This is a genomic window from Streptomyces sp. NPDC001980 (assembly GCF_040296885.1).
GTDB lineage: Bacteria > Actinomycetota > Actinomycetes > Streptomycetales > Streptomycetaceae > Streptomyces.
Genome location: NZ_JBEOYD010000055.1, coordinates 32,408 through 54,259, shown reverse-complemented (window position 1 = coordinate 54,259; position 21,852 = coordinate 32,408). Strand labels below are relative to the sequence as shown.

General features: G+C 70.7%; 19 protein-coding genes and 1 pseudogene. 15 read left to right on the top strand and 5 right to left on the bottom strand.

Annotated elements, in window-relative coordinates; translation table 11 throughout:
- Positions 1-135: 135 nt before the first annotated feature.
- The 4 genes from ABT137_RS45500 to ABT137_RS45485 are packed head-to-tail and all read right to left on the bottom strand — an operon-like array spanning position 136 to position 4,308.
- Complete coding sequence (locus tag ABT137_RS45500) at positions 136-1,170, bottom strand: LacI family DNA-binding transcriptional regulator (protein WP_351718651.1); 1,035 nt, start codon at positions 1,168-1,170, stop codon at positions 136-138.
- Positions 1,167-2,072 (bottom strand): carbohydrate ABC transporter permease, encoded by a 906-nt coding sequence (locus tag ABT137_RS45495; protein WP_351718649.1) that lies wholly within the window; start codon positions 2,070-2,072, stop codon positions 1,167-1,169. The genes ABT137_RS45500 and ABT137_RS45495 overlap by 4 nt, the downstream gene beginning before the upstream one ends.
- A complete protein-coding gene (locus tag ABT137_RS45490) occupies positions 2,069-2,995 on the bottom strand; it encodes a carbohydrate ABC transporter permease (protein WP_351718646.1) in 927 nt (308 codons plus the stop codon). The genes ABT137_RS45495 and ABT137_RS45490 overlap by 4 nt, the downstream gene beginning before the upstream one ends.
- The gene (locus ABT137_RS45485; protein ID WP_351718644.1) at positions 2,992-4,308 is read right to left on the bottom strand and encodes an ABC transporter substrate-binding protein; all 1,317 of its coding nucleotides are present in this window, start codon (positions 4,306-4,308) and stop codon (positions 2,992-2,994) included. Before ABT137_RS45485 ends, ABT137_RS45490 begins: the two co-directional genes overlap by 4 nt.
- A 237-nt stretch (positions 4,309-4,545) precedes the next feature.
- Between ABT137_RS45485 and ABT137_RS45480 the strand changes: the two genes are divergently transcribed.
- The 13 genes and pseudogenes from ABT137_RS45480 to ABT137_RS45420 all read left to right on the top strand — a co-directional run bounded on the left by ABT137_RS45480 (position 4,546) and on the right by ABT137_RS45420 (position 17,658).
- Entirely contained in the window at positions 4,546-6,567 is a 2,022-nt protein-coding gene (locus ABT137_RS45480) for a beta-galactosidase (protein ID WP_351718642.1), read from the top strand.
- Between the two features lie 153 nt (positions 6,568-6,720).
- Complete coding sequence (locus tag ABT137_RS45475; protein ID WP_351718640.1) at positions 6,721-8,280, top strand: glycosyl hydrolase 53 family protein; 1,560 nt, start codon at positions 6,721-6,723, stop codon at positions 8,278-8,280.
- 207 nt (positions 8,281-8,487) lie between these two features.
- A complete protein-coding gene (locus ABT137_RS45470) occupies positions 8,488-8,775 on the top strand; it encodes an ArsR family transcriptional regulator (RefSeq protein WP_351718638.1) in 288 nt (95 codons plus the stop codon).
- 29 nt (positions 8,776-8,804) lie between these two features.
- A complete protein-coding gene (locus tag ABT137_RS45465) occupies positions 8,805-9,758 on the top strand; it encodes an SMP-30/gluconolactonase/LRE family protein (RefSeq protein WP_351718635.1) in 954 nt (317 codons plus the stop codon).
- A gap of 69 nt (positions 9,759-9,827) precedes the next feature.
- Entirely contained in the window at positions 9,828-10,289 is a 462-nt protein-coding gene (crcB, locus tag ABT137_RS45460) for a fluoride efflux transporter CrcB (RefSeq protein WP_351718633.1), read from the top strand.
- Positions 10,286-10,396: pseudogene (locus ABT137_RS45455) on the top strand (DUF190 domain-containing protein); the annotation flags it as partial. The gene crcB (ABT137_RS45460) and the pseudogene ABT137_RS45455, both read left to right, overlap by 4 nt.
- A gap of 103 nt (positions 10,397-10,499) precedes the next feature.
- Positions 10,500-10,874, top strand: coding sequence for a fluoride efflux transporter CrcB (gene crcB / locus ABT137_RS45450; protein ID WP_351718631.1), 375 nt, complete (start codon positions 10,500-10,502; stop codon positions 10,872-10,874).
- Between the two features lie 71 nt (positions 10,875-10,945).
- Positions 10,946-11,782, top strand: coding sequence for an undecaprenyl-diphosphate phosphatase (locus tag ABT137_RS45445; RefSeq protein ID WP_351718628.1), 837 nt, complete (start codon positions 10,946-10,948; stop codon positions 11,780-11,782).
- A 185-nt stretch (positions 11,783-11,967) separates the two neighbouring features.
- Positions 11,968-12,645: a FadR/GntR family transcriptional regulator gene (locus ABT137_RS45440; protein WP_351718653.1), complete on the top strand. Its 678-nt coding sequence runs from the start codon at positions 11,968-11,970 to the stop codon at positions 12,643-12,645.
- Positions 12,642-14,081 carry an amino acid permease gene (locus tag ABT137_RS45435; RefSeq protein ID WP_351718626.1) on the top strand — a complete coding sequence of 480 codons (1,440 nt, stop codon included), beginning with the start codon at positions 12,642-12,644 and terminating at the stop codon, positions 14,079-14,081. Before ABT137_RS45440 ends, ABT137_RS45435 begins: the two co-directional genes overlap by 4 nt.
- 43 nt (positions 14,082-14,124) lie before the next feature.
- Positions 14,125-15,141, top strand: a complete 1,017-nt coding sequence (locus ABT137_RS45430) for an asparaginase (protein ID WP_351718624.1) — start codon at positions 14,125-14,127, stop codon at positions 15,139-15,141.
- Positions 15,142-15,279: 138 nt separating this feature from the next.
- Positions 15,280-16,683 (top strand): aspartate ammonia-lyase, encoded by a 1,404-nt coding sequence (gene aspA / locus ABT137_RS45425; protein WP_351718621.1) that lies wholly within the window; start codon positions 15,280-15,282, stop codon positions 16,681-16,683.
- Positions 16,684-16,719: 36 nt separating this feature from the next.
- Positions 16,720-17,658: a glutaminase gene (locus ABT137_RS45420; RefSeq protein ID WP_351718619.1), complete on the top strand. Its 939-nt coding sequence runs from the start codon at positions 16,720-16,722 to the stop codon at positions 17,656-17,658.
- A 28-nt stretch (positions 17,659-17,686) separates the two neighbouring features.
- On the opposite strand, the gene ABT137_RS45415 is transcribed toward ABT137_RS45420, so the two are convergent.
- Positions 17,687-18,700: a 2-dehydropantoate 2-reductase gene (locus ABT137_RS45415; protein WP_351718617.1), complete on the bottom strand. Its 1,014-nt coding sequence runs from the start codon at positions 18,698-18,700 to the stop codon at positions 17,687-17,689.
- A 338-nt stretch (positions 18,701-19,038) separates the two neighbouring features.
- Here ABT137_RS45415 and mptB point away from each other — a divergent pair, with 338 nt between their 5' ends.
- Together mptB and ABT137_RS45405 are read left to right on the top strand one after the other, a co-directional pair.
- Positions 19,039-20,433: a polyprenol phosphomannose-dependent alpha 1,6 mannosyltransferase MptB gene (gene mptB / locus ABT137_RS45410; protein WP_351718615.1), complete on the top strand. Its 1,395-nt coding sequence runs from the start codon at positions 19,039-19,041 to the stop codon at positions 20,431-20,433.
- The gene (locus ABT137_RS45405) at positions 20,430-21,782 is read left to right on the top strand and encodes a glycosyltransferase 87 family protein (RefSeq protein WP_351718613.1); all 1,353 of its coding nucleotides are present in this window, start codon (positions 20,430-20,432) and stop codon (positions 21,780-21,782) included. The genes mptB and ABT137_RS45405 overlap by 4 nt, the downstream gene beginning before the upstream one ends.
- Positions 21,783-21,852 lie beyond the last annotated feature (70 nt).

Genomic DNA, 21,852 nt, shown 5'->3' with positions numbered 1-21,852 from the left:
GTCTGATTCGCCACATCGAATTTCGACGCCCCGAACTCTCAGCGCCCCGCCGAAGGCTGGGGGAGGAACTGCGCGACCAGCCACGACGGCGCCGCAGGCGACCGACGGCATAGCACGGCCCTCCCAGCGGAGCGCTTACGTCGACTCGCGCCGCACCAGCTCCGTCGGCAGGATCACCGCCGCCGGGTCCTCGCCCCCAATCTGGGCGAGCAGCACCCGGACCATCTCGGTACTGATCCGGTCCCAGGGCTGACGGATGGTGGTGAGCTGCGGGGTCACCGCGGTGGCCGCCGGGGAGTCGTCGAAACCGCCGACAGCGATGTCATCCGGCACCCGCCGGCCGGCCCGCTGCAGCACCGCCAGCACGCCCTGCGCCATCAGGTCGGAGGCCACGAACACGGCGTCCAGGTCCGGCGCCTGCGCGAGCAGCCGCTCCGCCCCCGCCTCGCCGCTCGCCTTGCTGTAGTCCCCGGGCACGACGAGCGCCTCGTCGACCGCGATACCGGCCTCGGTGAGGACCTCCTTGTACCCGGCGAGCCGCTCCACACCGCCCGGGGTGTCCAGCGGCCCGGTGATCATGCCGATCCGGCGGCGCCCCACGTCCAGCAGGTGCCGGACCATGTCCCGGGCGCCGTCCCGGTCGTCGGCGGCCACGTAACTCACCTTCGAGCCGAGCCCGATCGGCTTGCCGCAGGCCACCAGCGGAACGCCCGCCTCGCGCAGTTCCTGCGCGACCGGGTCACCGGAGTGACTCGACACCAGCAGCACCCCGTCCACGTGCCCGGCCGTGATGTACCGGGTGATCCGCCGCCGCTCGTCCTTCGTGCCCGCCAGCATCAGCAGCACCGGGATGTCGTGGCTCGCCAGCGCCTGGGTGCAACCGCTCAGCAGGACGTTGAAGTTGGGGTCCTCGAAGAACCGCTCCTGCGGCTCGGTCAGCAGGAAGCCGACCGAGTCCGAACGCCCGGTGATCAGCGAGCGGGCGTGCCGGTTCACGACGTAACCCGTCCTGCGGATGGCGTCGTTGACCGCTTCCGCGGCGGCGGGACTGACGTAGTGCCCGCCGTTGAGCACCCGCGAGACGGTGCCCCGTGAGACACCGGCCTCGCGCGCCACGTCATGGATCGTCGGCGGTTTGCGCCGGCCCCCCGCACTACTGCTCATGGTCATGACTTTACGGCCCCGGACAGCAGGTCAAGGCTCCAGAAGCGCTGAATGACCAGGAAGAGCGCGATCAGCGGCAGCACGGCCAGGAACGCGCCGGTGATCACCAGGGTGTACAGGGCCGGAGTGCTGGCGCCCTGCTCCAGGAGCGTGTACAGACCGACCGTGAGCGGGAACTTCTCGTCGTCGCTGAGCATGATGTACGGCAGCAGGAAGTTGTTCCAGACGGCCACGAACTGGAACAGGAACACCGTCACCATGCCGGGGATCATCATCGGCAGCGCGATCCGGGTGAAGATCCGCCACTCGCTCGCCCCGTCCATCCGTCCGGCCTCCACCACGTCGGAGGGCACGGCCGCGGCCGCGTAGATCCGCGAGAGGTAGACGCCGTACGGGGAGAGGATCTGGGGCAGCAGCACGGACAGATAGGAGTCCGTGAGGTTCGCCTTGGCGAGCAGCAGGTACTGCGGGATGGCGAGGATGACCGGAGGCATCAGCACGCCGGCGAGCAGCACGTTGAAGATCGTCTCGCGGCCCTTGAAGCGGTAGGTCGCCAGGGCGTAGCCGCTGAACGCCGACACGCCCGTCGAGACCACGGCACCGAGACCGGCGTACAGGGCGGAGTTGCCCATCCACTTCCAGTAGATGCCGTCGCGGTAGGCGTTGAGGTCCTTCAGGTTGTCGGCGAAGCCGGAGCCGGGCAGGAAGGTGAACGTGGAGAACAGCTCGCTGCCGGACTTGGTGGACGCGATCACCACCCAGGCCACCGGCAGCAGCGTGTAGATCGCGCCGAGCAGCAGGGTGATCGTCGGGATCAGGGCGATACGGCGACGCAGCGGGGGTCCCTGTGCGGTCCCGGGCGTCGTACCGGCCGCCGGGGCGGCCTTGCGTACGGCAAGAGAACTCACTGTGCTGCCTCCTGCTTGTTACGGCGGTTCGCGGCCCGCAGGAACCCGAAGGACAGCACCAGCGTGGCGATGGCGATCAGGGTCGCCTCGGCGGCTGCCGAGTAGATGTCACCCCGGCGGAAGGCGTCCTGGTACACCTTCATCAGGGGGCTCCAGCTCAGGTTGACGGAGTTGGTGAACGGCTTGATGGTCATCGGCTCGTTGAAGACCTGGAGCGTCGCGATGATCGAGAAGAAGAAGGTCAGCACCAGCGAGGGCGCCACCATCGGGATCTTGATCCGCAGGGCGGTCTGCAGCGGGGTGGCGCCGTCCAGCTTCGCCGCCTCGTGGACCTCGGCCGGGATGGACCTCAGCGAGGTGTAGATGACGATCATGTTGAAGCCGGTGCCGCCCCAGACCGCGATGTTGGACAGGGCGAGGTACAGCGGGCCGCCGTCCAGCAGGTTCGGCTGCGGCAGGTGCAGCTTCGCGAGCACGTAGTAGAAGGGGCTGACGTCCGGCAGGTACAGGAAGCCCCACAGCAGCGCGGCCACCACGCCGGGGATGGCGTACGGCAGGAAGATCGCGAGCCGGGTGAACGGGGCGAGCCGGACCCGCTCGGAGTCGAGCATCAGCGCGAACAGGAGGGCGAGGCCCAGCATCACCGGGACGACGATGCAGCCGTAGCCGAGGACGCGCAGCGCACCGTCGTAGAACTCGTTGTCGGTGAGGGCGTCCTTGTAGTTCTCCAGGCCGGCCCAGACCTCCGTGCGGGCGCCGGCGCCCAGGCCGAGCCCGGAGACGTGCACCTTGCGGAAGCTGAGCCAGACCGCGTACCCGATGGGCAGCGCGAAGAACAGCGCGAAGAGGATCGTGGCGGGGAGAAGGAAGGCGTACGGGGCCCCCTTGACCCCGTACGACCTCCGGCCGGCGGGGCTGGTCACTGAGAGACCTCGAAGCCCTGCTTCTTCATGTCGGCGACCGTGTCGTCCTGCATCTTCTGCAGGGCGGCGGTGAAGTCCGACTTGTTCTTCGCGGCGGCGCCGAACGCGTCGTTGAAGGACGTGTAGGCGACGTTCACGTTCGGGCCCCACGCGGAGGGCGCCGTGGTCTTCGCGATCTCGGCGGCCTTGGTGTAGAAGTCCGACTGGTTCGAGAAGTAGTCGGGCGAGCTGGCGAAGGCGCCGCTGGTCTGGGCGTTCGTGGCCGCCGGGTAGATGCCGCTCTCCTTGGCCAGCGCGTTGAGCGCCTCGCCGTCGGTGTTCAGCCAGGCCGCGAACTTGGCGGCGGCCGCCTGGTGCTTGGAGTCGGTGGTGACGGCGGTGGAGGAGCCGCCCCAGCTGCCGGTGACGTTCTCGGACGCGGACCACTGGGGGAGCGGGGCCATCGCCCACTTGCCCTTGGTGTCGGGCGCGGCCGTGGTCAGCGTGCCCGGCGCCCACACGGCGGAGACCCAGGCGATCTGCTTGCCGGTGTTCAGCGCCTTGTTCCAGGCCGGCGTGTACATCGGCTGGTTGTCGATGACGCCCTCCTTGACCAGACCGCCCCAGAACGAGGCGACCTTCTGGGTGGCCGCGTCGTCGATGGCGACCTTCCACTTGTCGCCGGAGGTGGTCCACCACTTGGCGCCGGCCTGCTGGGCGAGGCCCGCGAAGAGGCCGGAGTCGTTGGCGGAGAACGTGGTCAGGTCGAGGTCGGGTGCCTTCTTCTTCAGCTGACGGGCGTCCTGGGCGAACTCGTCCCAGGTGGTCGGCACCTTGAGGCCGTACTTCTTGAAGAGGTCCGCGCGGTAGTAGAACATCATCGGGCCGATGTCCTGCGGCACCGCGTACACCGCGTCCGTGCCCAGCGTGACCTGCTGCCAGACCCCGTCGGCGAACTTGCTCTTGGCGTCGCCGACGTTCTTCGATATGTCGGCGACCGCGTCGTTGCTGACCAGCGTCGGCAGCGCCTGGTACTCGGCCTGCACCAGGTCGGGGCCGTTCTTCGCCTTGTGCGCGGTGAGGATCTTGGTGACCAGCGTGTCGCCGGACGCCTGCTTCTTCACCGTGACGGTGATCTGATCCTTCTTGCCCTCGCCCTTGTTCCACAGGTCCACGACCTTGTCCATACCGGGCGCCCAGGCCCAGTACGTCAGCGAGACCGGACCGGAGTCGGCCTTGCTGTCGTCGGACGAGCCGCAGGCGGCGAGGGCGGTGGCGCCGAGCGAGATGGCGATGGCGGTTGTCACGAGGCGGCGGCGCTTCGTGTGCGGCATGGATCTCTCCCCTGACCTGGGTCCCCGCCCGTCGCGGGGACCTGCCATGCAGATGTGTGAGCGTTCTCAGACCCGGATCATCGCCCGTCGCGAGTCCGTGTCATGCTCTGTGAGCGTTCACAGTAGAGAAACATCCCGGACACTTGTCAATGGTTGTTGCTGTGCGGTTATGTTGGGCTCACGCCACGATCGATGTGTGTGAACGTTCCCAAATGATCGACTAAACGGGAGAGATCCATGCCGGACACCACCCCCAGGGGCCTGACCAGGCTCGCCTTCGGCGGTGACTACAACCCCGAGCAGTGGCCGGAAAGCGTCTGGCACGAGGACGTCCGGCTGATGCGCGAGGCCGGGGTCACGATGGTGAGCGTCGGGATCTTCTCCTGGGCCCTGCTGGAGCCGGCCCCGGGGGAGTACGACTTCGGCTGGCTAGACCGGGTCCTCGACCTGCTCCACGAGAACGGCATCCGTGTCGACCTGGGCACCCCCACCGTCGCGCCGCCCGCCTGGTTCTACCGGGCCCACCCCGAGGCCCTCCCGGTCACCGCGGAGGGCGTGCGCTACGAGTTCGGCTCCCGCGGGGCCATCTGCCACTCCAACGCCGACTACCGCGCGGCGGCGGCGAACATCACCACCCGCCTCGCCGAGCGCTACGGCGAGCACCCGGCCCTCGCGCTGTGGCACGTCCACAACGAGTACGGCGTCCCCGTCTCGGCCTGCTACTGCGACTCCTGCGCCGCCCACTTCCGCGGTTGGCTCGCCGGCGCCCACGGCACCGTGGACGCCGTCAACGAGGCCTGGGGCACGGCCTTCTGGGGCCAGCACTACACGGACCTGGCGCAGATCAACCCGCCGCGCGTCACCCCGACCGTGGTCAATCCGGGCCAGGCCCTCGACTACAAGCGGTTCGTCGACGCCACGATCCGCGAGAACTTCCGTGCGGAGCGGGACATCCTGCACCGCCTCTCGCCCGGCGTCCCGGTGACCACCAACTTCATGACCGCGCTCAGCCAGTGCGACTCCATGGACTACTGGGCCTGGGGCCGTGAGGTCGACCTGGTCACCAACGACCACTACCTGATCACCGACGGCCGCCGCACCCACGTCAACCTCGCGATGGCCGCCGACCTCACCCGCTCGGTCGCCGCCGGCGCCCCCTGGCTGCTCCTCGAACACTCCACCTCGGGCGTCAACTGGCAGCCCCGCAACCCCGCCAAGGCCCCCGGCCAGATGGCCCGCAACTCCCTCGCGCACGTGGCCCGCGGCTCCGACGGCGCGCTGTTCTTCCAGTGGCGGCAGTCCCGGCGCGGCGCCGAGAAGTTCCACTCCGCGATGCTCCCGCACGGCGGCACCGGGACCCGGGTGTGGCGCGAGGTCGTCGAACTCGGCGCCTCGCTCGACTCGTTGAGCCGGATCAAGGGCACCCGAACCCAGGCCGACGTCGCCGTCCTGTGGGACTGGCAGTCCTGGTGGGCGCAGAACCTCCAGTGGCGCCCCAGCGAGGACCACGACCCGCGTGAACGCGCCGACGCCTTCTACGAGGCCCTCTACGACCGGCACCTCACGGTCGACTTCGCCCACCCGGAAAGCGACTTGTCGGCCTATCCCCTTGTCGTCGTACCGGCCCTGTACCTGATGACGGAGGCGGCCGGGAACAACCTCCGCGAGTACGTCGAGAACGGCGGCACCCTCGTCGTCTCGTACTTCTCCGGGATCGTCGACGAGCACGACGCGGTGCACGAGGGCGCCTACCCGGGCACCCTGCGCGAGACCCTCGGCCTCACGGTCGAGGAGTTCTCGCCCCTGCTCAAGGACCAGCGGGTGCGGCTGACCGGCCCCGACGGGTCCGAGCTGACCGGCGACGTGTGGACCGAGTTCGTCGTCCCGGGTGCCGCCGAGACCGTCTGGAGCTACGCCGACGGCCTCACCGCCGGCCGGCCGGCCGTCACCCGCCACCAGCTGGGGGAGGGCACCGCCTGGTACGTCTCGACGCGCCTGGACGCGCACGGCCTGGACGCCCTGCTCGGCTGGGCCGCCGAGGACGCCCGGATCGCGCCCCGCGCCGAACTGCCGCGCGACGTCGAGGTGGTCCGCCGCACCGGCGCGTCCGGCAGCTTTCTCTTCGCGATCAACCACACCGCCACCGACGCCAAGGTGCCCCTGGAGGCGCACGGCACCGAACTGCTGACGGGCGAACGCGCCGCGGGCCGGCTCGCGGTCCCCGCGGGCACCGTCCGGGTCGTACGACTCGACGGCTGAGCCCGCCCGCCGGGCCGGGCAGAGCCACAGGCCCGGACCCGCCGAGACTCCCCTCCGTCCGCGAGTGCCACGAGAGCCGCGGACGGAGGGGCCTCCTCCGGCCCCGCCGGAGGACACCCCACCCCAGTCACGTCGAAGGGACGACGGACGATGATGTTCCATCCCAGACGCACCCTCAGAGCCCTGCTGCTGCCGCTCCTGGCCGGGCTCGCCCTCACCGCCCTCCCGGCCCAGACCGCCCAGGCGGCGAGCACCCTCACCAACGGCGGCTTCGAGTCGGACGGTGCGGGCGTGGCCACGCCCACCGGCTGGTCGGAGTACGGCGACACGGGCGCCTCGTACACCGAGTCCGGCGGCCACAGCGGCAGTTACCGCCTGAGCCACTACTCGGCCTCCGCCTACAAGGTGGAGACCTACCAGTACCTGTCGGGTCTGACCAACGGGAACTACACCCTCACCGCCTGGGTCCGCTCCAGCGGTGGGCAGAACTCCGCCTACATATCCCTGAAGAACTGTGGCAGTTCGGACCAGAAGACCGACCTGCCGGTCTCCACCGGCAGCTGGGTGCGGATCGTCACCTCGATCGCGGTCACCAACAACCAGTGCACGATCAGCGTCTACTCCGACGCCAACGCGGGCAACTGGATCAACGTCGACGACCTGACCTTCGCGTCGGGTTCAACCGGCCTGTCCATCAAGGGCGCTGACATCTCGTCACTGGCCAAGAGCGAGGCCAAGGGCGGCGTCTACAAGACCAGCTCCGGCACCACCGGGGACGCGGTCACCATCCTCAAGAACGCCGGGATGAACTACGCGCGCCTGAAGGTCTGGGTCAACCCGGCCGACGGCTACAACGACAAGGCCCATGTGCTGGCCATGGCCAAGCGCATCAAGGCCGCCGGCATGAAGCTGCTGGTCGACTTCCACTACTCGGACACCTGGGCCGACCCGGGCAAGCAGACCAAGCCCGCCGCCTGGGCGAACGACTCCTACAGCCAGCTGAAGACCGACGTGTACAACCACACGTACGACGTCCTCAACGCGCTGAAGGCCCAGGGCACCACCGCCGACATGGTGCAGATCGGCAACGAGATCAACGGCGGCATGCTCTGGTCCGAGGGCTCCACCGACAACTGGTCCCAGCTCGCCGGCCTCATCAACTCCGGCTACAGCGCGGCCAAGGCGGTCTCCTCCTCCACCCAGGTCGCCCTGCACCTGGCGAACGCGGGCGACGACGCCACGGTCCGCTGGTGGTTCGACAACGCCAAGACCTACGGCATCAACTACGACGTGATCGGGCTGTCGTACTACGGCTACTGGCACGGCTCGCTGGCCGCCGCCCAGACCACTCTGGACGACGTGGCCTCCCGCTACGCCAAGCCGGTCTTCGTCGCCGAGACCGCCTACCCGTTCACCCTGGCCCAGGACGACTCGCTGGAGAACCAGATCGACACCAGCAGCGAACTGGTCACCGGCTACCCGGCCACCACCGCGGGCCAGCTGGCCTGGATGAACGCCGTCGCGAGCATCGTCGAGGCCGTCCCGAACGGCCGCGGCCTCGGCGTCTTCTACTGGGAGGCGACCTGGACCGCCGTCACCGGCAACGGCTGGGACCCGACCGACGCCACGTCCGGCAACGGCTGGGAGAACCAGGCCCTGTTCGGCTACGACGACAAGGCGCTCTCCTCCATGGCGTGGTTCAGCCACCGCTGAACCGCCACTGACGGGGGCCCGGCCGTAAGGGGACGGTCGGGCCCCTCCGCCGTGTTCCGGACATGCTCCGTGGGCAAGTCACCGACCGGCCGAACTCGTACGGCCGTTCGCTCTCGGACATCGCGCCCCGACTCCCGCGCGAGGGGGCTTCGGCTGCGGGACAGTGGGAACACACACTGCGAGGAGGCAGGGACGGAGGCCGGTCGGATGCTGAGGAACGCCACGAGCGCAAGCCGCCTGGAGATTCTGGACCTGCTCAAGGATCCGGCGGCCCACTTCCCGCCCCAGCGCCACGCCGACCCCGCCGAGGACGGCGTCACCGCCCGGGCCGTCGCCGCCAAACTCGGGGTCTCCCGCAAGGTCGCCGGCACCCATCTGGGCCTGCTGGCCCGTCTCGGCCTGCTCCGCACCAAGCGCATCCGGCACCGCGTCTACTACCGGCGCGACGAGATCCGGATCGCCGAAGTGGCCCGGATGTTCGAGAAGGGCTGGTGAGAGCGGTTACTCCTGCCACCATGGGACTCATGGACCGACCCACGCGCCTCGTCCCCCTCCACTACGTCGCCATCGGCGGCCGGGGCCCGGAAGACGTGGTGACGGATCCCGACGGCCGGATCCTGACCGGCGTCGAGGACGGCCGCATCCTGCGGCTGGACGGGCTCGGCGACCCGGACACCGCCCGGGTCCGGACGCTGGCCCGGACCGGCGGCCGGCCGCTCGGGCTCGACCTCCTCCCGGACGGCGACCTGCTGGTCTGCGACGCGGAACGCGGCCTGCTGCGCGTGGGCCTCGCCGACGGCGCCGTCCACGTCCTCGCCGACACGGTCGAGGGGGAGCCGTTGCGGTTCGCGAGCAACGTGGTCGCCCTGCCCGACGGCACCGTCTACTTCACCGCCTCCAGCCGCCGGTTCCCCCTCGACCAGTGGATCGGCGACATCGTCGAGCACAGCGGCACCGGCCGCCTGCTGCGTCTGGCTCCGGGTGCGAGCACGGCCGAAGTGGCCTGGGAGGGCTTCCAGTTCGCCAACGGGCTGACCGTGAGCGGCGACGGCACCTTCCTGATCGTCGCCGAGACCGGCGGGTATCGCCTCACCCGCTACTGGCTCACCGGCCCGCGGACCGGCCGCGCCGAGTTCTTCGCCGAGCTCCCCGGCATGCCCGACAACATCTGGCGCGACGGCGACCTCGTCTGGGTCGCCCTCGCGGGCCCGCGCAACCCCCCGCTCGACGTCTTCCACCACAGCCCCCTCGCCGTCCGCCGGGCGGCAGCCCGGGCCGCCGTGCACGCCCCCTACCGCCCCGTCGGCACCGTCGCCGTCCTGGCCCTCGACGACCACGGCCGGGTCGTCCACCACCTCGCCCGCCGCAACTCCGGCTTCCGCATGGTCACCAGCGTCTGCCGGACCGGCCGCCACCTCGTCCTCGGCAGCGTCTGGGAGCCCGGCGTCGCGGTCTGCGCGGCTCCCACCGCGAAGTGACCGCCGGGTACGCCCGGCGGTACCCTGAGGCACCCGTCAGGGGCGGTGCCGAACAGGAGACGTACGACCATGACAGCCCCGGAAGCCGAGAGCCTCCGAGTCCAGCCGAGCCCCCGGCGGCGGCCCGAGTGGCGTGCCCAGGCACCGGTCGTCGCGGTGGTCGCCGTCGGCGGCGCGCTCGGCGCCGTGGCCCGCTACGCGCTCGCCCTGGCCCTGCCCACGACCGCCGGGGGATTCCCCTGGGCGACCTTCTGGACGAACGTCATCGGCTGCGCGGTGATCGGCGCGTTCCTGGTGCTGATCACCGAAGGACTCCCCGCGCACCGCCTGGTCCGCCCCTTCTTCGGCACCGGCGTCCTCGGCGGCTTCACCACCTTCTCCACCTACGCCGTCGACATCCAGAAACTGGTCGACCACGGCCGGCCCGCCGTCGCCCTGGCCTATCTCGCCGCGACCCTGTGCGCGGCCCTCGCGGCGGTGTGGTGTGCGGCGACCGCGACCCGCCGTGTCCTCACCCGGAGGCAGCGATGACGAGACCGACCGGCCGCGCCCTGCGCCCGACCGTCTACATCGGCGAGGACGACATCTGGCACCACAAGCCCCTCTACACGGAGATCGTGCACCGCGCCCACGCGGCGAGGGACTCGTGACCTTGGACGACTGCGAGGTCATCAGGTACGTCGGCCGCACGCGCGAAACGGGCGACACGGACAAAGCGGACGTGAAGGGTAAGAAGTCGTTGTGAACTGGCTGTTGGTCGTCCTCGGCGCCGTCGTCGGTGCTCCGCTCCGCTATCTCACCGACCGCGCCGTCCAGGCCAGGCGCGACTCCGTCTTCCCCTGGGGTACCTTCGTGGTGAACGTCACCGGCTGCCTCATCCTGGGCCTGCTGACCGGCGCGGCGACGGCGGGTGCGGCGAGTCCGCACCTCCAGCTGCTCCTCGGCACCGGGCTGTGCGGGGCGCTGACGACGTACTCGACGTTCTCCTACGAGACCCTCCGGCTGACCGAGACCGGCGCCGGGCTCTACGCTGCCGCCAACGTCGTCGCGAGCCTCGCGGCGGGGCTCGGGGCGGCTTTCGCCGGGGCGGCGATCGCCCGAGCCGTCTGGGCGTAGGACTTGCTTCTCAACCGCGCCTGTAAGACTGTCTACAGCACTGTCGACCAAACTCTGCAGAACTGGATCCCATGAGCGCCATCTCTGTCGGCCAGGCCGCCATCCTCGGGGTAGTCGAGGGGGTGACCGAGTTCCTCCCGGTGTCCTCCACCGGCCACCTCAAGATCACCGAGGGGCTCATGAACATCCCCGTCGACGACCAGTCCGTCGTCGGGTTCTCCGCCGTCATCCAGGTCGGCGCCATCGCCGCCGTGCTGGTGTACTTCTTCAAGGACATCAAGCGGATCGTCTCCGCCTGGGGCCGGGGCCTTGTCAACAAGAACGAGCGCTACCACCACGACTACAAGTTCGCCTGGTGGGTGATCGCCGCGACCATCCCGATCGTCGTGGTCGGCCTCGCCGCCAAGAAGCTCGTCGAGGGGCCACTGGGGTCGCTGTGGGTGGTCGCCGGCTCGCTGATCGTCGGCTCCGGTGTGATGTGGTGCGCGGACCAGATGGGCCGCCACAAGCGCGGTGAGGACGACACCTCCTTCAAGGACGCGATGCTGGTCGGCTGCTCGCAGATCCTCGCCCTGCTCTTCCCCGGCTTCTCCCGCTCCGGCGCCACCATGTCCACCGCGCTCATCCTGGACCTGGACCGGGTCGCCGCCACTCGCCTCTCCTTCTTCCTCGGCATCCCGGCCCTGACCGGCGCCGGCATCTACGAGCTCAAGGACGCCCTCGGTGCGGGCGTCGGCGCCGCGCCGCTGGTCGTCGGCACGGTCGTCTCGTTCGTGGTCGCCTACGCCTCCATCGCCTGGCTGCTGAAGTTCGTCGCCAAGCACTCCTTCAACGCGTTCGTGATCTACCGGATCGTGATCGGCCTGGCGCTCTTCGGCCTCCTCGCCGCGGGCACCATCAACGCCTGACCGGGGCCGCCGTTCCGCGAGTCACCGCTCCGCCACGGGGTGTGATGCCTGCATTCAGGCGTCGCACCCCGTGAATGTTTTCTTTCGCGACACCTTGACAGCCTCGTCCCGCAACCCGGAACATCTCATCCGTGAACCTGTCAGACAGCCCGACAGCCGGACAGCCCCCGCGGCGCGTGAGCGCCATGGAGGCGGTGCTGGCGCACCTGCGTGCCGCCATCGAGCGCGGCGAGTACGCCGTGGGCGACAAGCTCCCCTCCGAGGCGGAGCTCTGCCGCACCCTGGAGATCAGCAGGCCCGTCCTGCGCGAGGCCCTGCGGGCCCTGCAGACCATGGGCCTGACCGTCTCCAAGACCGGCAAGGGCACCTTCGTGGTCGCCAGCGCCGTCGAAGACCCCACCTTCGGCGACTACGCGGCCAGCGACCTGCTCGAAGTGCGCCGGCACATCGAGATCCCGGTCGCCGGGTACGCGGCGCTGCGCCGCACCCCGGAGAACCTGGACCACCTGGCCCATCTGCTCGACCGCATGGAGCGGGAGACGGACACCACCGCGTGGGTCGCGATGGACACCCTCTTCCACCTGGCCGTGGCCGAGGCCGCCCAGAACCCGGTCTTCCGCCGGGTCATCGAGGAGATCCGGGACGCACTGGCGCGTCAGTCGGCCTTCCTCAACGAACTGGGCGGCCGCCGCGAGCAGTCCAACCGGGAGCACCGGGCCATCGTCGAAGCGCTGATCGACGGTTCCGAGATCGACGCCGTGGACGCCATGAGCCACCACCTCGACCGCGTCGAGACCACCCTCACCCACATCGTGCGCCCCGCGCGCACGGACCAGCACCAGGAAGGCGGAACCGAGGCGTGAGCGAACAGCACCTCAAAGACGAGACGCGCCCCTCGTCCCGTCACGTCGACGCCGGAGACCACGGCTACAGCAAGTCGCTGAAGCACCGGCACGTCAACATGATCGCCATCGGCGGCGCCATCGGCACCGGCCTCTTCCTCGGCGCCGGCGGCCGCCTCGCCGACGCCGGCCCCTCCCTCTTCGTCGCGTACGCGGTCTGCGGCATCTTCGCGTTCCTCGTGGTCCGCGCGCTCGGCGAACTCGTCCTGTACCGCCCGTCCTCCGGCGCCTTCGTCTCGTACGCCCGGGAGTTCCTGGGCGAGAAGGGCGCCTACACCGCCGGCTGGATGTACTTCCTGAACTGGGCGACCACCGGCATCGCCGACATCACCGCGGTCGCCACCTACACCCACTACTGGGGCATGTTCTCCGACATACCCCAGTGGGTGATCGCCCTGATAGCCCTGGCCGTCGTCCTGACCGTGAACCTGATCTCGGTCAAGATATTCGGCGAACTGGAGTTCTGGTTCGCGATCGTCAAGGTCAGCGCCCTGGTGATCTTCATGGTCATCGGCATCTTCCTGCTGGTCACCCAGCACCCCGTCGACGGCGCGACCCCCGGCCCGTCCCTGATCACCGACAACGGCGGCATCTTCCCCAACGGCCTGCTGCCCATGCTGCTGATCATCCAGGGCGTGGTCTTCGCCTACGCCTCGGTCGAGCTGGTCGGTGTCGCGGCGGGCGAGACCGAGAACCCCGAGAAGATCATGCCGAAGGCGATCAACTCGATCATGTGGCGCGTGGGCCTCTTCTACGTCGGCTCCGTGGTCCTCCTCTCGATGCTGCTGCCCTGGAACAAGTACACGGCCGGACAGAGCCCCTTCGTCACCGTGCTCTCCCACATCGGCGTCCCGGCGGCCGGCGGCGTGATGAACCTCGTCGTCCTCACCGCGGCCATGTCCTCGCTCAACTCCGGCCTCTACTCCACGGGCCGCATCCTGCGCTCCATGGCCGTCAACGGCTCCGCCCCGAAGTTCACCGCGAAGATGAGCCGCAGCCAGGTCCCGTACGGCGGCATCCTGCTCACCAGCGGTATCTGTGTCCTCGGTGTGGGCCTCAACTTCGTGGTCCCCGCCGACGCGTTCGAGATCGTCCTCAACTTCGCGGCGATCGGCATCCTCGCCACCTGGGGCATGATCATGCTCTGCCACCTGCTGTTCTGGCGGAAGACCCAGAACGGCGAACTCACCCGCCCCGGCTACCGACTGCCGGGCTCCCCCTGGACCGAGATCGTGACGCTGGCGTTCCTCGCCTCCGTCCTGGTCCTCATGTACGCCGACGGCGGCGCCGGACGCACCACCGTGCTGTGCCTGCCGCTGATCGCCGCCGCGCTGGTGGCCGGCTGGTACGCCATCCGCCGCCGCCTCCCGCGCCCGTCCACCGGAACCGACGCGTGAACCGCGTACCGGTCCGTCCCACCTCACCCGAGACCAGGCAGTGATGTACAGCAGTTCCCCCGCGGACCCACCCATCGTCCGTGAACCCCTCCACGCCCCCGTCGCCCACCTCATCCGCGGCGGGGTCGTCGAGGGCATCCACTACGGCTCCGTCGTCGTCCTCGGCGCCGACGGGCAGGTCCAGTTCCAGCTCGGCGACATCGAGGCTGCGTTCTACCCGCGCTCGGCCCTCAAGCCCGTCCAGGCCGTCGCCATGCTGCGGGCCGGGCTGCCGCTCGACGGCGACCTGCTCTCGCTGGCCGCCGCGAGCCACTCCGGCGAGGAGCGGCACCTCGCCGGGACCCGGCGGATCCTCGACCTCGCCGGGCTGACCGAGGCCGACCTGCGCAACGTGCCCGACATGCCGTACGGCCCCGCCGTGCGCGACACCTGGATCCGCGAGGGACGGCAGCCGTCCCGCCTCGCCCAGAACTGCTCCGGCAAGCACGCGGCGATGCTGTGGACGGCGAAGCTCAACGGGTGGTCGCTGGAGGACTACCTGGAGCCGGCCCATCCGCTCCAGCAGGCGATCGCGGAGATCGTCGAGGACCTGACCGGGCAGCGCATCGCCCGTACGACCGTGGACGGCTGCGGTGCGCCGCTGTTCTCCGTCTCCCTGCACGGGCTCGCGCGGGCGGTGTCGCGGATCGTCACCGCCGCTCCGGGTACGCCCGAGGCGCGGGTCGCCGACGCGATGCGGGAGCACGCGGAGATGGCGTCCGGTGCGGGGCGGGATGTGGCCGCGCTGATGGCGGCCGTGCCGGGGCTGCTGGCCAAGGACGGCTTCGAGGGCGTCGAGGTGGCTGCGCTGCCGGACGGGCGGGCCGTGGCCGTGAAGATCTCCGACGGGGCGGACCGGGCGCGGGTGCCGGTCGCTGCGGCCGCTCTGGCCAGGGCCGGAGTCGATCCGGAGCTGCTTACCCAGTTCGCTGGTGAGGCGCTGCTCGGTGGTGGGCGTGCGGTCGGGTGCGTGCGGCCCGTGCGATCGCTGGAGCCGGTTGTGGTTTCGGCCTGCGCCTAGTGGGGCGGGCCGATTTGTCGTCGGGCGGCTGCGGGCCGGGTGTGGCTGGTCGCGCAGTTCCTCCCCCAGCCTTCGGCCGGGGGTACCCCCAGCGCCCCTTTCGGGGCGCTTCACCCTCACTCTCTTGAAACAGGACTCATGACTGTTCGTAGCGAACACGATCTGCTCGGCGACCGTGACATCCCCGCCGACGTCTACTGGGGTGTGCACAGCCTGCGTGCCACCGAGAACTTCCCGATCACCGGTACGCCGATCTCCGCCTACCCGCACCTGATCGACGCCCTCGCCGCGGTCAAGGAGGCCGCGGCCCTCGCCAACGAGGAGCTGGGGCTGCTGGCGCCCGCGAAGGCCGCTGCCATCGTCGCCGCCTGCCGGGAGATACGGTCCGGCAAGCTGCACGACCAGTTCGTGGTCGACGTCATCCAGGGCGGCGCGGGGACGTCGACGAACATGAACGCGAACGAGGTCGTCGCCAACCGTGCGCTGGAATTGATGGGGTACCAGAAGGGGGAGTACCAGCACCTGCACCCCAACGAGGACGTCAACCTCGGTCAGTCGACCAACGACGTCTACCCGACCGCCGTCAAGATCGCGACCGTGTTCGCGGTGCGCGGGCTGCTCAAGGCCATGGCCGTGCTGCAGGACTCCTTCGGGCGCAAGGCCGTCGAGTTCCGGGACGTGCTGAAGATGGGCCGTACGCAGTTGCAGGACGCGGTTCCCATGACGCTCGGGCAGGAGTTCTCCACCTTCGCCGTGATGCTCGACGAGGACCGCAGCCGGCTCGCGGAGGCCGTCGAGCTGATCCACGAGATCAACCTCGGTGCCACGGCGATCGGGACCGGGCTCAACGCGCCCGCCGGGTACGCCGAGTCGGCCCGCCGGCACCTCGCCGAGATCACCGGGCTGCCCCTGGTCACCGCCGCCAACCTGGTGGAGGCGACCCAGGACTGCGGAGCCTTCGTCCAGATGTCCGGTGTGCTCAAGCGGATCGCGGTGAAGCTCTCCAAGAGCTGCAACGACCTGCGGCTGCTGTCGTCCGGGCCGCGTGCCGGGCTCGGCGAGATCAACCTGCCGCCCGTGCAGGCCGGTTCGTCGATCATGCCGGGCAAGGTCAACCCGGTGATCCCCGAGGTCGTCAACCAGGTCGCCTTCGAGGTCATCGGCAACGACGTCGCCATCACCATGGCCGCCGAGGCCGGACAGCTCCAGCTGAACGCCTTCGAGCCGATCATCCTGCACTCCCTGTCGGAGAGCATCACGCACCTGCGGAACGCCTGCCTGACGCTGGCCGAGCGGTGCGTCGACGGCATCACCGCCAACACCGAGGTGCTGCGGGCGACCGTCGAGAACTCCATCGGCCTGGTCACCGCCCTCAACCCGTACATCGGCTACACGGCGGCCACCGACATCGCCAAGGAGGCCCTCGTGACCGGCCGCGGGGTCGCCGAACTCGTCCTGGAGAAGGGCCTGTTGCCCGCCGAGCGGCTCGCCGACCTGCTGCGCCCCGAGGTCGTCGCGGGCAGTGCCTCGCCCCTTGCCTGACCTGCGCATACGCACCAGGACCGGTCCGGAGGCACAATGGTGATCATGACAATGACGTCGTCCCAAACCTTCCTGCCGGTCCTGGAGCGCATCGCCGAGGAGATAGCGCGGACGCCCGGTCGCGGTCGTCCCGCCGACTACATCCCGGCGCTCGCCGCCTGCGATCCGCGCAGCTTCGGCATGGCCGTCGCCGAGCTGGACGGCACGGTCCACGGCGTCGGCGACTGGCGGCAGCCGTTCTCCACGCAGTCCATCACGAAGGTCTTCACCCTCGCCCTCGACCTGGCCCGCGAGGGCGACGAACTCTGGGAACACGTCGGCCGCGAACCCTCAGGCAACCCCTTCAACTCCCTGGTCCAGCTGGAGTACGAGAACGGCATCCCGCGCAACCCCTTCATCAACGCGGGCGCCCTCGTCGTCACCGACCGCCTCCAGACCCGTACCGGAGACGCGGCCGGCGAGCTGCTGGCCTTCCTGCGCGCCGAGAGCGGCAACGCCGCCCTGGACTTCGACCGGGACGTGGCCGCCTCCGAGTCCCAGCACGGCGACCGCAACGCCGCACTGGCCCACTTCATGGCGTCGTACGGCAACATCGACAACGAGATCCCGGTCCTCCTCGACCAGTACTTCCGCCAGTGCTCCGTCGCCGCCTCCTGTGCCGACCTCGCCCTGGCCGCCACCTTCCTGGCCCGCCACGGGATCCGGGCCGACGGCACCCGCCTGCTGACCAGGAGCCAGGCGAAGCAGGTCAACGCGGTGATGCTGACGTGCGGAACGTACGACGCGGCGGGCGACTTCGCGTACCGGGTGGGGCTGCCGGGGAAGAGCGGGGTCGGGGGCGGGATCATCGCCGTGGTGCCCGGTCGATGTGCGCTGTGCGTGTGGAGCCCCGGCCTGGACGAGCGGGGCAACTCGGTGGCGGGGGTGGCGGCCCTGGACCGGTTCACGACGCTCACGGGTCTGTCGGTGTTCTAGAGGCCTGGTGCGGGGTCGTGGGACTCGGTCACGGCGTCCGGGACGCCGCCCGAAGCTCGGCGTACAACTCCGCTCCGGTCCATGTGCGCGGGGTGGTCTCCGCCTCGTGCACCAGGGCCGCGAGCCGGGCGTTGGCGGCGGCTCCGTGTCCGTGGCGGCGGGCGACGGCGACGATCTCGCCCTGCAGGGAATCGACCTCTGTCGGCCGTCCGCGTTGCAGGTCCTCCCACATCGACGAGCGCGCGTGCGCGTCGATCCGCAGGGAGGCCGCCGCCACCCGGCGGAACAGGGCATCCGGCAGTTCGAGCAGGTACGGGGTCAGGCGGGGCGAGGCCGGCCCGAGGCGGGCGGGGGCGATTCCGGCGGCGCGGTAGGCGGCGAGAGCCTCGCGCTGGCACAGGGCCAGGCAGCGGCGGTAGGCCCGTCGGCCGAGTTGGTCGCGCAGCGGCAGCCCGGACAGGGCGTTGATCGCGTTGTTGAGGTTCATCAGCAGTTTGGCGTGCTGCACGGCGGACATGTCGGTGCGGGCCTCGACGGCCAGGTTCGCGCCGCGCAGGGCCGCGTGGAGGGTGTCGTCGGGCTCGGTCATGAGCGTGCCCGGCATGCCCTGGTGCACGGTGCCGGGTTCGGGCTGGACCACGTTGTAGGGCACCATGCCGGCGAGCACGGTGTGTCCCGGCAGGGCGGCGCGCAGGGTGGCGGGGTTGTGCAGCCCGTTCTGGAAGCTGACCACGACGGTGCCGGGGGCGAGGCGGGCGGCCAGGTCCTTGGCGGCGGCCGCGGTCCCGGCGGTCTTCACGGTGACCAGCACGTAGTCGGCGCCGGCCGCGGCCTCGGGCCCGGTGGCGAGGGCCAGCCGGTCGGGCGCGAGGCGGACGGGCGGACGGGCCGAGGCGGTGAGCGTGAGCCCTCGCTCACGCAGTACCCGCACGCCGGACGGCCGGCCGATGAACACCACCTCGTATCCGGCGGCGACGAGGTGGCCGCCGAGATGGCAGCCGATGCTGCCGGCGCCGAGGACGGCGAAACGGGGCTTCGACACGGGTGACCTCCAGAGCGTGACGTGGAAACGACAGCGAGCCTGCTGATGACCGGGGCACGGGTGGCCCCCGGCTGTCCCCCCGGCTCGCGCAGACTCCCACGGCAGCCGGCGGATTCCTCGCCCGAACACCGCGGCCGAACTGTGCGCCCTGCCCGTCGAGCAGCACTGAAGCACCGGGCCGAACGGTGGGCACCGCGACTCGAGCGCCCCGGAAGGGGGCCCTCCCAGCCGCACTCGACCGCGATCCACCACCCACAGGTAACAACCAGGCCCCTCCCAAGAAAACACCCCGTCGCTTTCCGGCCACCCGCAATTGACACGCTGACCCAGTGTTGGCCATGGCTTTCCCCGTCGATCTACGCCGCTGCCAGGTTCTTGGCCTGGCCGGCACCGCCTTCCTTGCCCTGGGAGGTGAAACAGCCGGTGCCCTGCCCGTGGAGGATCTGCTCGCACCCAGCTCCGTACAGGCGGCGTTCGGCCTGGTCGGCGTCTATTTCGGCGTCGTGCTGCTGATAGCGGCATGGCTGCTGCTGGGCCGCCTCGTGCGCGGCTCCGAACCGCCCACCCCGCGACAGCTTTTGCTGGTCCTCGCCGTCTGGGCGGCCCCGCTGCTGCTGGCGCCCCCGCTGTTCAGCCGGGACGTGTACAGCTACCTCGCGCAGGGCGCCATGGTCGACGCGCACATGGACGTCTACACGTCGGGGCCCGCCCAGCTCGGCGGCCCGCTGGCCGACGAGGTCGCGCCGGTGTGGCAGAACACCGCCGCCCCGTACGGCCCCGCGTTCATGGGCGTGGCCTCGCTGCTGTCCGGGCTGACCCGTGGTGAACTCCCGGCGGGGCTCTTCGGGATGCGGCTGGTCGCCCTGCTCGGCGTCGGCCTGATGGCAGCCGCCCTGCCCCGGCTCGCCCGGCACAGCGGCGCCGACCCGGCCGCCGCGCTCTGGCTCGGCGCCCTCAACCCGCTGGTGCTGCTGCACCTGGTCGCCGGCGCCCACAACGACGCCATCATGCTCGGTCTGCTGGGCCTCGGCCTGGTCGCGGCGCTCGGCCGCTGGCCGGTCCTGGGAGCCGTACTGGTCACGCTCGCGGCGCTGGTGAAGGCGCCCGCCGCGCTCGGCCTGCTCGCCGTGATCGTCGTACAGGCACGCAAGGGCCGCAGTCCCGTGCGGGCCACCCTGACGACGGCGATCGCCTCCGGGGCGACGACGGTGGTGGCGACCGCCGTCGCCGGGACGGGGTACGGGTGGATAAGGGCGCTCGACACGCCCGTGTCCCCGCACAACTGGGCGCTCAGCAGCCTGCTGGGCCGGGCCACGGGCAGGGTCCTCGAACACTTCGGCAGCGATCTGGCGCCGCTCGCCGTCCCGGCCTGGCATCTGCTCGGGCTGGCGCTCACCGCGGTGACCGTGCTGCTGATATGGGTCCGGCTGCGGCCCCGCCCGGTCTACGCCCTCGGCCTGAGCCTCGCCGCGGTCGCCGCCTTCGGGCCGGCGATCCGTCCCTGGTACGCCATCTGGGGCCTGTTCCTGATAGCGGCCGCGGCGCCCAGCACCTCGGTACGGCACCGGGTGGCGGCCGTCACCGGCGTGCTCGCCCTCGCCGTGCTGCCCAGCGGCGGCCCCGCCGACATCGGCCAGCTGGTCCTCGCCGTCTCCGGCGGGGTGCTCGGCGTGGTCGTGCTCTGGCAGGCCCACCAGGCCGCGCAGGCCCCGGCCGTGGGACGTACGGCATGACGGGCGCCGTGCGACCGCGGACCGACCGGGGGAGGGCGCTGCTCGTCCTGGCCCTCGTCGCCGCCGTGACCGTGTTCACGTCCACCGTGCCGCTGCTGCGCGACTGGTTCGACCTGCGCGTGTACTACGGCACCGTGCACACCTGGGTGCACCACGGCGGGCGGATCTACGACTACCGCGTGCCCGGGACGACGTACGGGTTCACGTACCCGCCGTTCGCCGCCGTCGGCATGCTGCCCATGGCGCTGGTGGGGCTGCACCTGGCCATCGTGGCCTCGCTGCTGCTGAACCTGGCCGCGCTGGCGTTCGTGCTGCGCATCCTGGCCGGTCCTGGCTGGCGGCGCTGGGGCTGGTACCGGTGGGCGCTGGCCCTGTGCGGGCTGGCACTGTTCGAGCCGTTGCGGGACACCTTCAGCTTCGGCCAGGTGAACCTGATACTGCTCGCCCTGGTGCTCGCGGACTGCTGTCTGCTGCGCAGCGGGCGGGGCCGCTGGGCCGGGGTCGGCATCGGGCTCGCCGCCGCGATCAAGCTCACGCCGGCCCTGTTCATCTTCATGCTGCTGATCGGCCGCAAGTGGCGGGCGGCCGGTGTCGCCACGGCCGTGGCGCTCGCCGCGACCGGGCTCGCGGCCTGGGCCGACCCGAGGGCGTCGCGGTTCTACTGGACCCAGGCGCTCTGGGACACCAGCAGGGTCGGCCGGCTCGACTACGTCTCGAACCAGTCGCTGCAGGGCGTGCTGGCCCGGCTCGGCCATCCGGACAAGCCGCTGTGGGCGATCGTGGTGCTGCTCACGCTGGCCGTGTGGGCGTGGCGGACCCGGAAGGCGGTGGCGGCCGGCGACTGGACGGCCGCCTTCGCGCTCACCGGCCTCGCGGCCTGCCTGGTCAGCCCGATCACCTGGGTGCATCACCTGGTGTGGGTGCTGCCGTCGTTCGTGCTGCTGGCGCGGGCCGGGCACCCGCGGATCGCGGGCGCCCTCTACGCGGTGATGTGCACCAGCGTGGTGTGGCTGTGGTTCGACGACGCGTCCGGCATCGACGGGTTCTTCGGCAGCAACATCTACACCTGGATCACGCTGGGGCTGCTCCTGGGCCTGCCGGTCGGTCAGTCCCGCCCGGAGCGTTCGCCCCTGAGCCGCATCGCCAGGGTGACGGCGCCCGCGCCGAGCACCGCGAACCCCGCGACGATGGCGGTCTCCGACCAGTCGGAGTCGTCCTCGGGCGCCGTGGCCGCGGCCACCGCCACGGTGCTCGGGCCCGGCCGGGGCCGCGGCCTGGTCCGCAGACCGTCCAGCGAGCCCACCGGGTCGACCCGTCCGGCCGCCGCGAAACCCCAGTCGAGCAGCTGACGGGCCTCGTCGTACACGCCGCCGTCCTGAGGGTTCAGTACCGTCACGAGGAGGGTGCGCCCGCCGTGCC

Bases quoted from the DNA above. Each gene is read 5' to 3' on its own strand.
- ABT137_RS45440 (WP_351718653.1), top strand. From the start codon at position 11,968: ATGGAGGCGGTGCTGGCGCACCTGCGTGCCGCCATCGAGCGCGGCGAG.
- ABT137_RS45420 (WP_351718619.1), top strand. From the start codon at position 16,720: ATGGTGATCATGACAATGACGTCGTCCCAAACCTTCCTGCCGGTCCTG.
- ABT137_RS45470 (WP_351718638.1), top strand. From the start codon at position 8,488: ATGCTGAGGAACGCCACGAGCGCAAGCCGCCTGGAGATTCTGGACCTG.
- ABT137_RS45500 (WP_351718651.1), bottom strand. From the start codon at position 1,170: ATGACCATGAGCAGTAGTGCGGGGGGCCGGCGCAAACCGCCGACGATC.
- ABT137_RS45465 (WP_351718635.1), top strand. From the start codon at position 8,805: ATGGACCGACCCACGCGCCTCGTCCCCCTCCACTACGTCGCCATCGGC.
- crcB (WP_351718633.1), top strand. From the start codon at position 9,828: ATGACAGCCCCGGAAGCCGAGAGCCTCCGAGTCCAGCCGAGCCCCCGG.
- ABT137_RS45480 (WP_351718642.1), top strand. From the start codon at position 4,546: ATGCCGGACACCACCCCCAGGGGCCTGACCAGGCTCGCCTTCGGCGGT.
- ABT137_RS45430 (WP_351718624.1), top strand. From the start codon at position 14,125: ATGTACAGCAGTTCCCCCGCGGACCCACCCATCGTCCGTGAACCCCTC.
- ABT137_RS45445 (WP_351718628.1), top strand. From the start codon at position 10,946: ATGAGCGCCATCTCTGTCGGCCAGGCCGCCATCCTCGGGGTAGTCGAG.
- mptB (WP_351718615.1), top strand. From the start codon at position 19,039: ATGGCTTTCCCCGTCGATCTACGCCGCTGCCAGGTTCTTGGCCTGGCC.
- ABT137_RS45475 (WP_351718640.1), top strand. From the start codon at position 6,721: ATGTTCCATCCCAGACGCACCCTCAGAGCCCTGCTGCTGCCGCTCCTG.
- aspA (WP_351718621.1), top strand. From the start codon at position 15,280: ATGACTGTTCGTAGCGAACACGATCTGCTCGGCGACCGTGACATCCCC.
- ABT137_RS45485 (WP_351718644.1), bottom strand. From the start codon at position 4,308: ATGCCGCACACGAAGCGCCGCCGCCTCGTGACAACCGCCATCGCCATC.
- ABT137_RS45405 (WP_351718613.1), top strand. From the start codon at position 20,430: ATGACGGGCGCCGTGCGACCGCGGACCGACCGGGGGAGGGCGCTGCTC.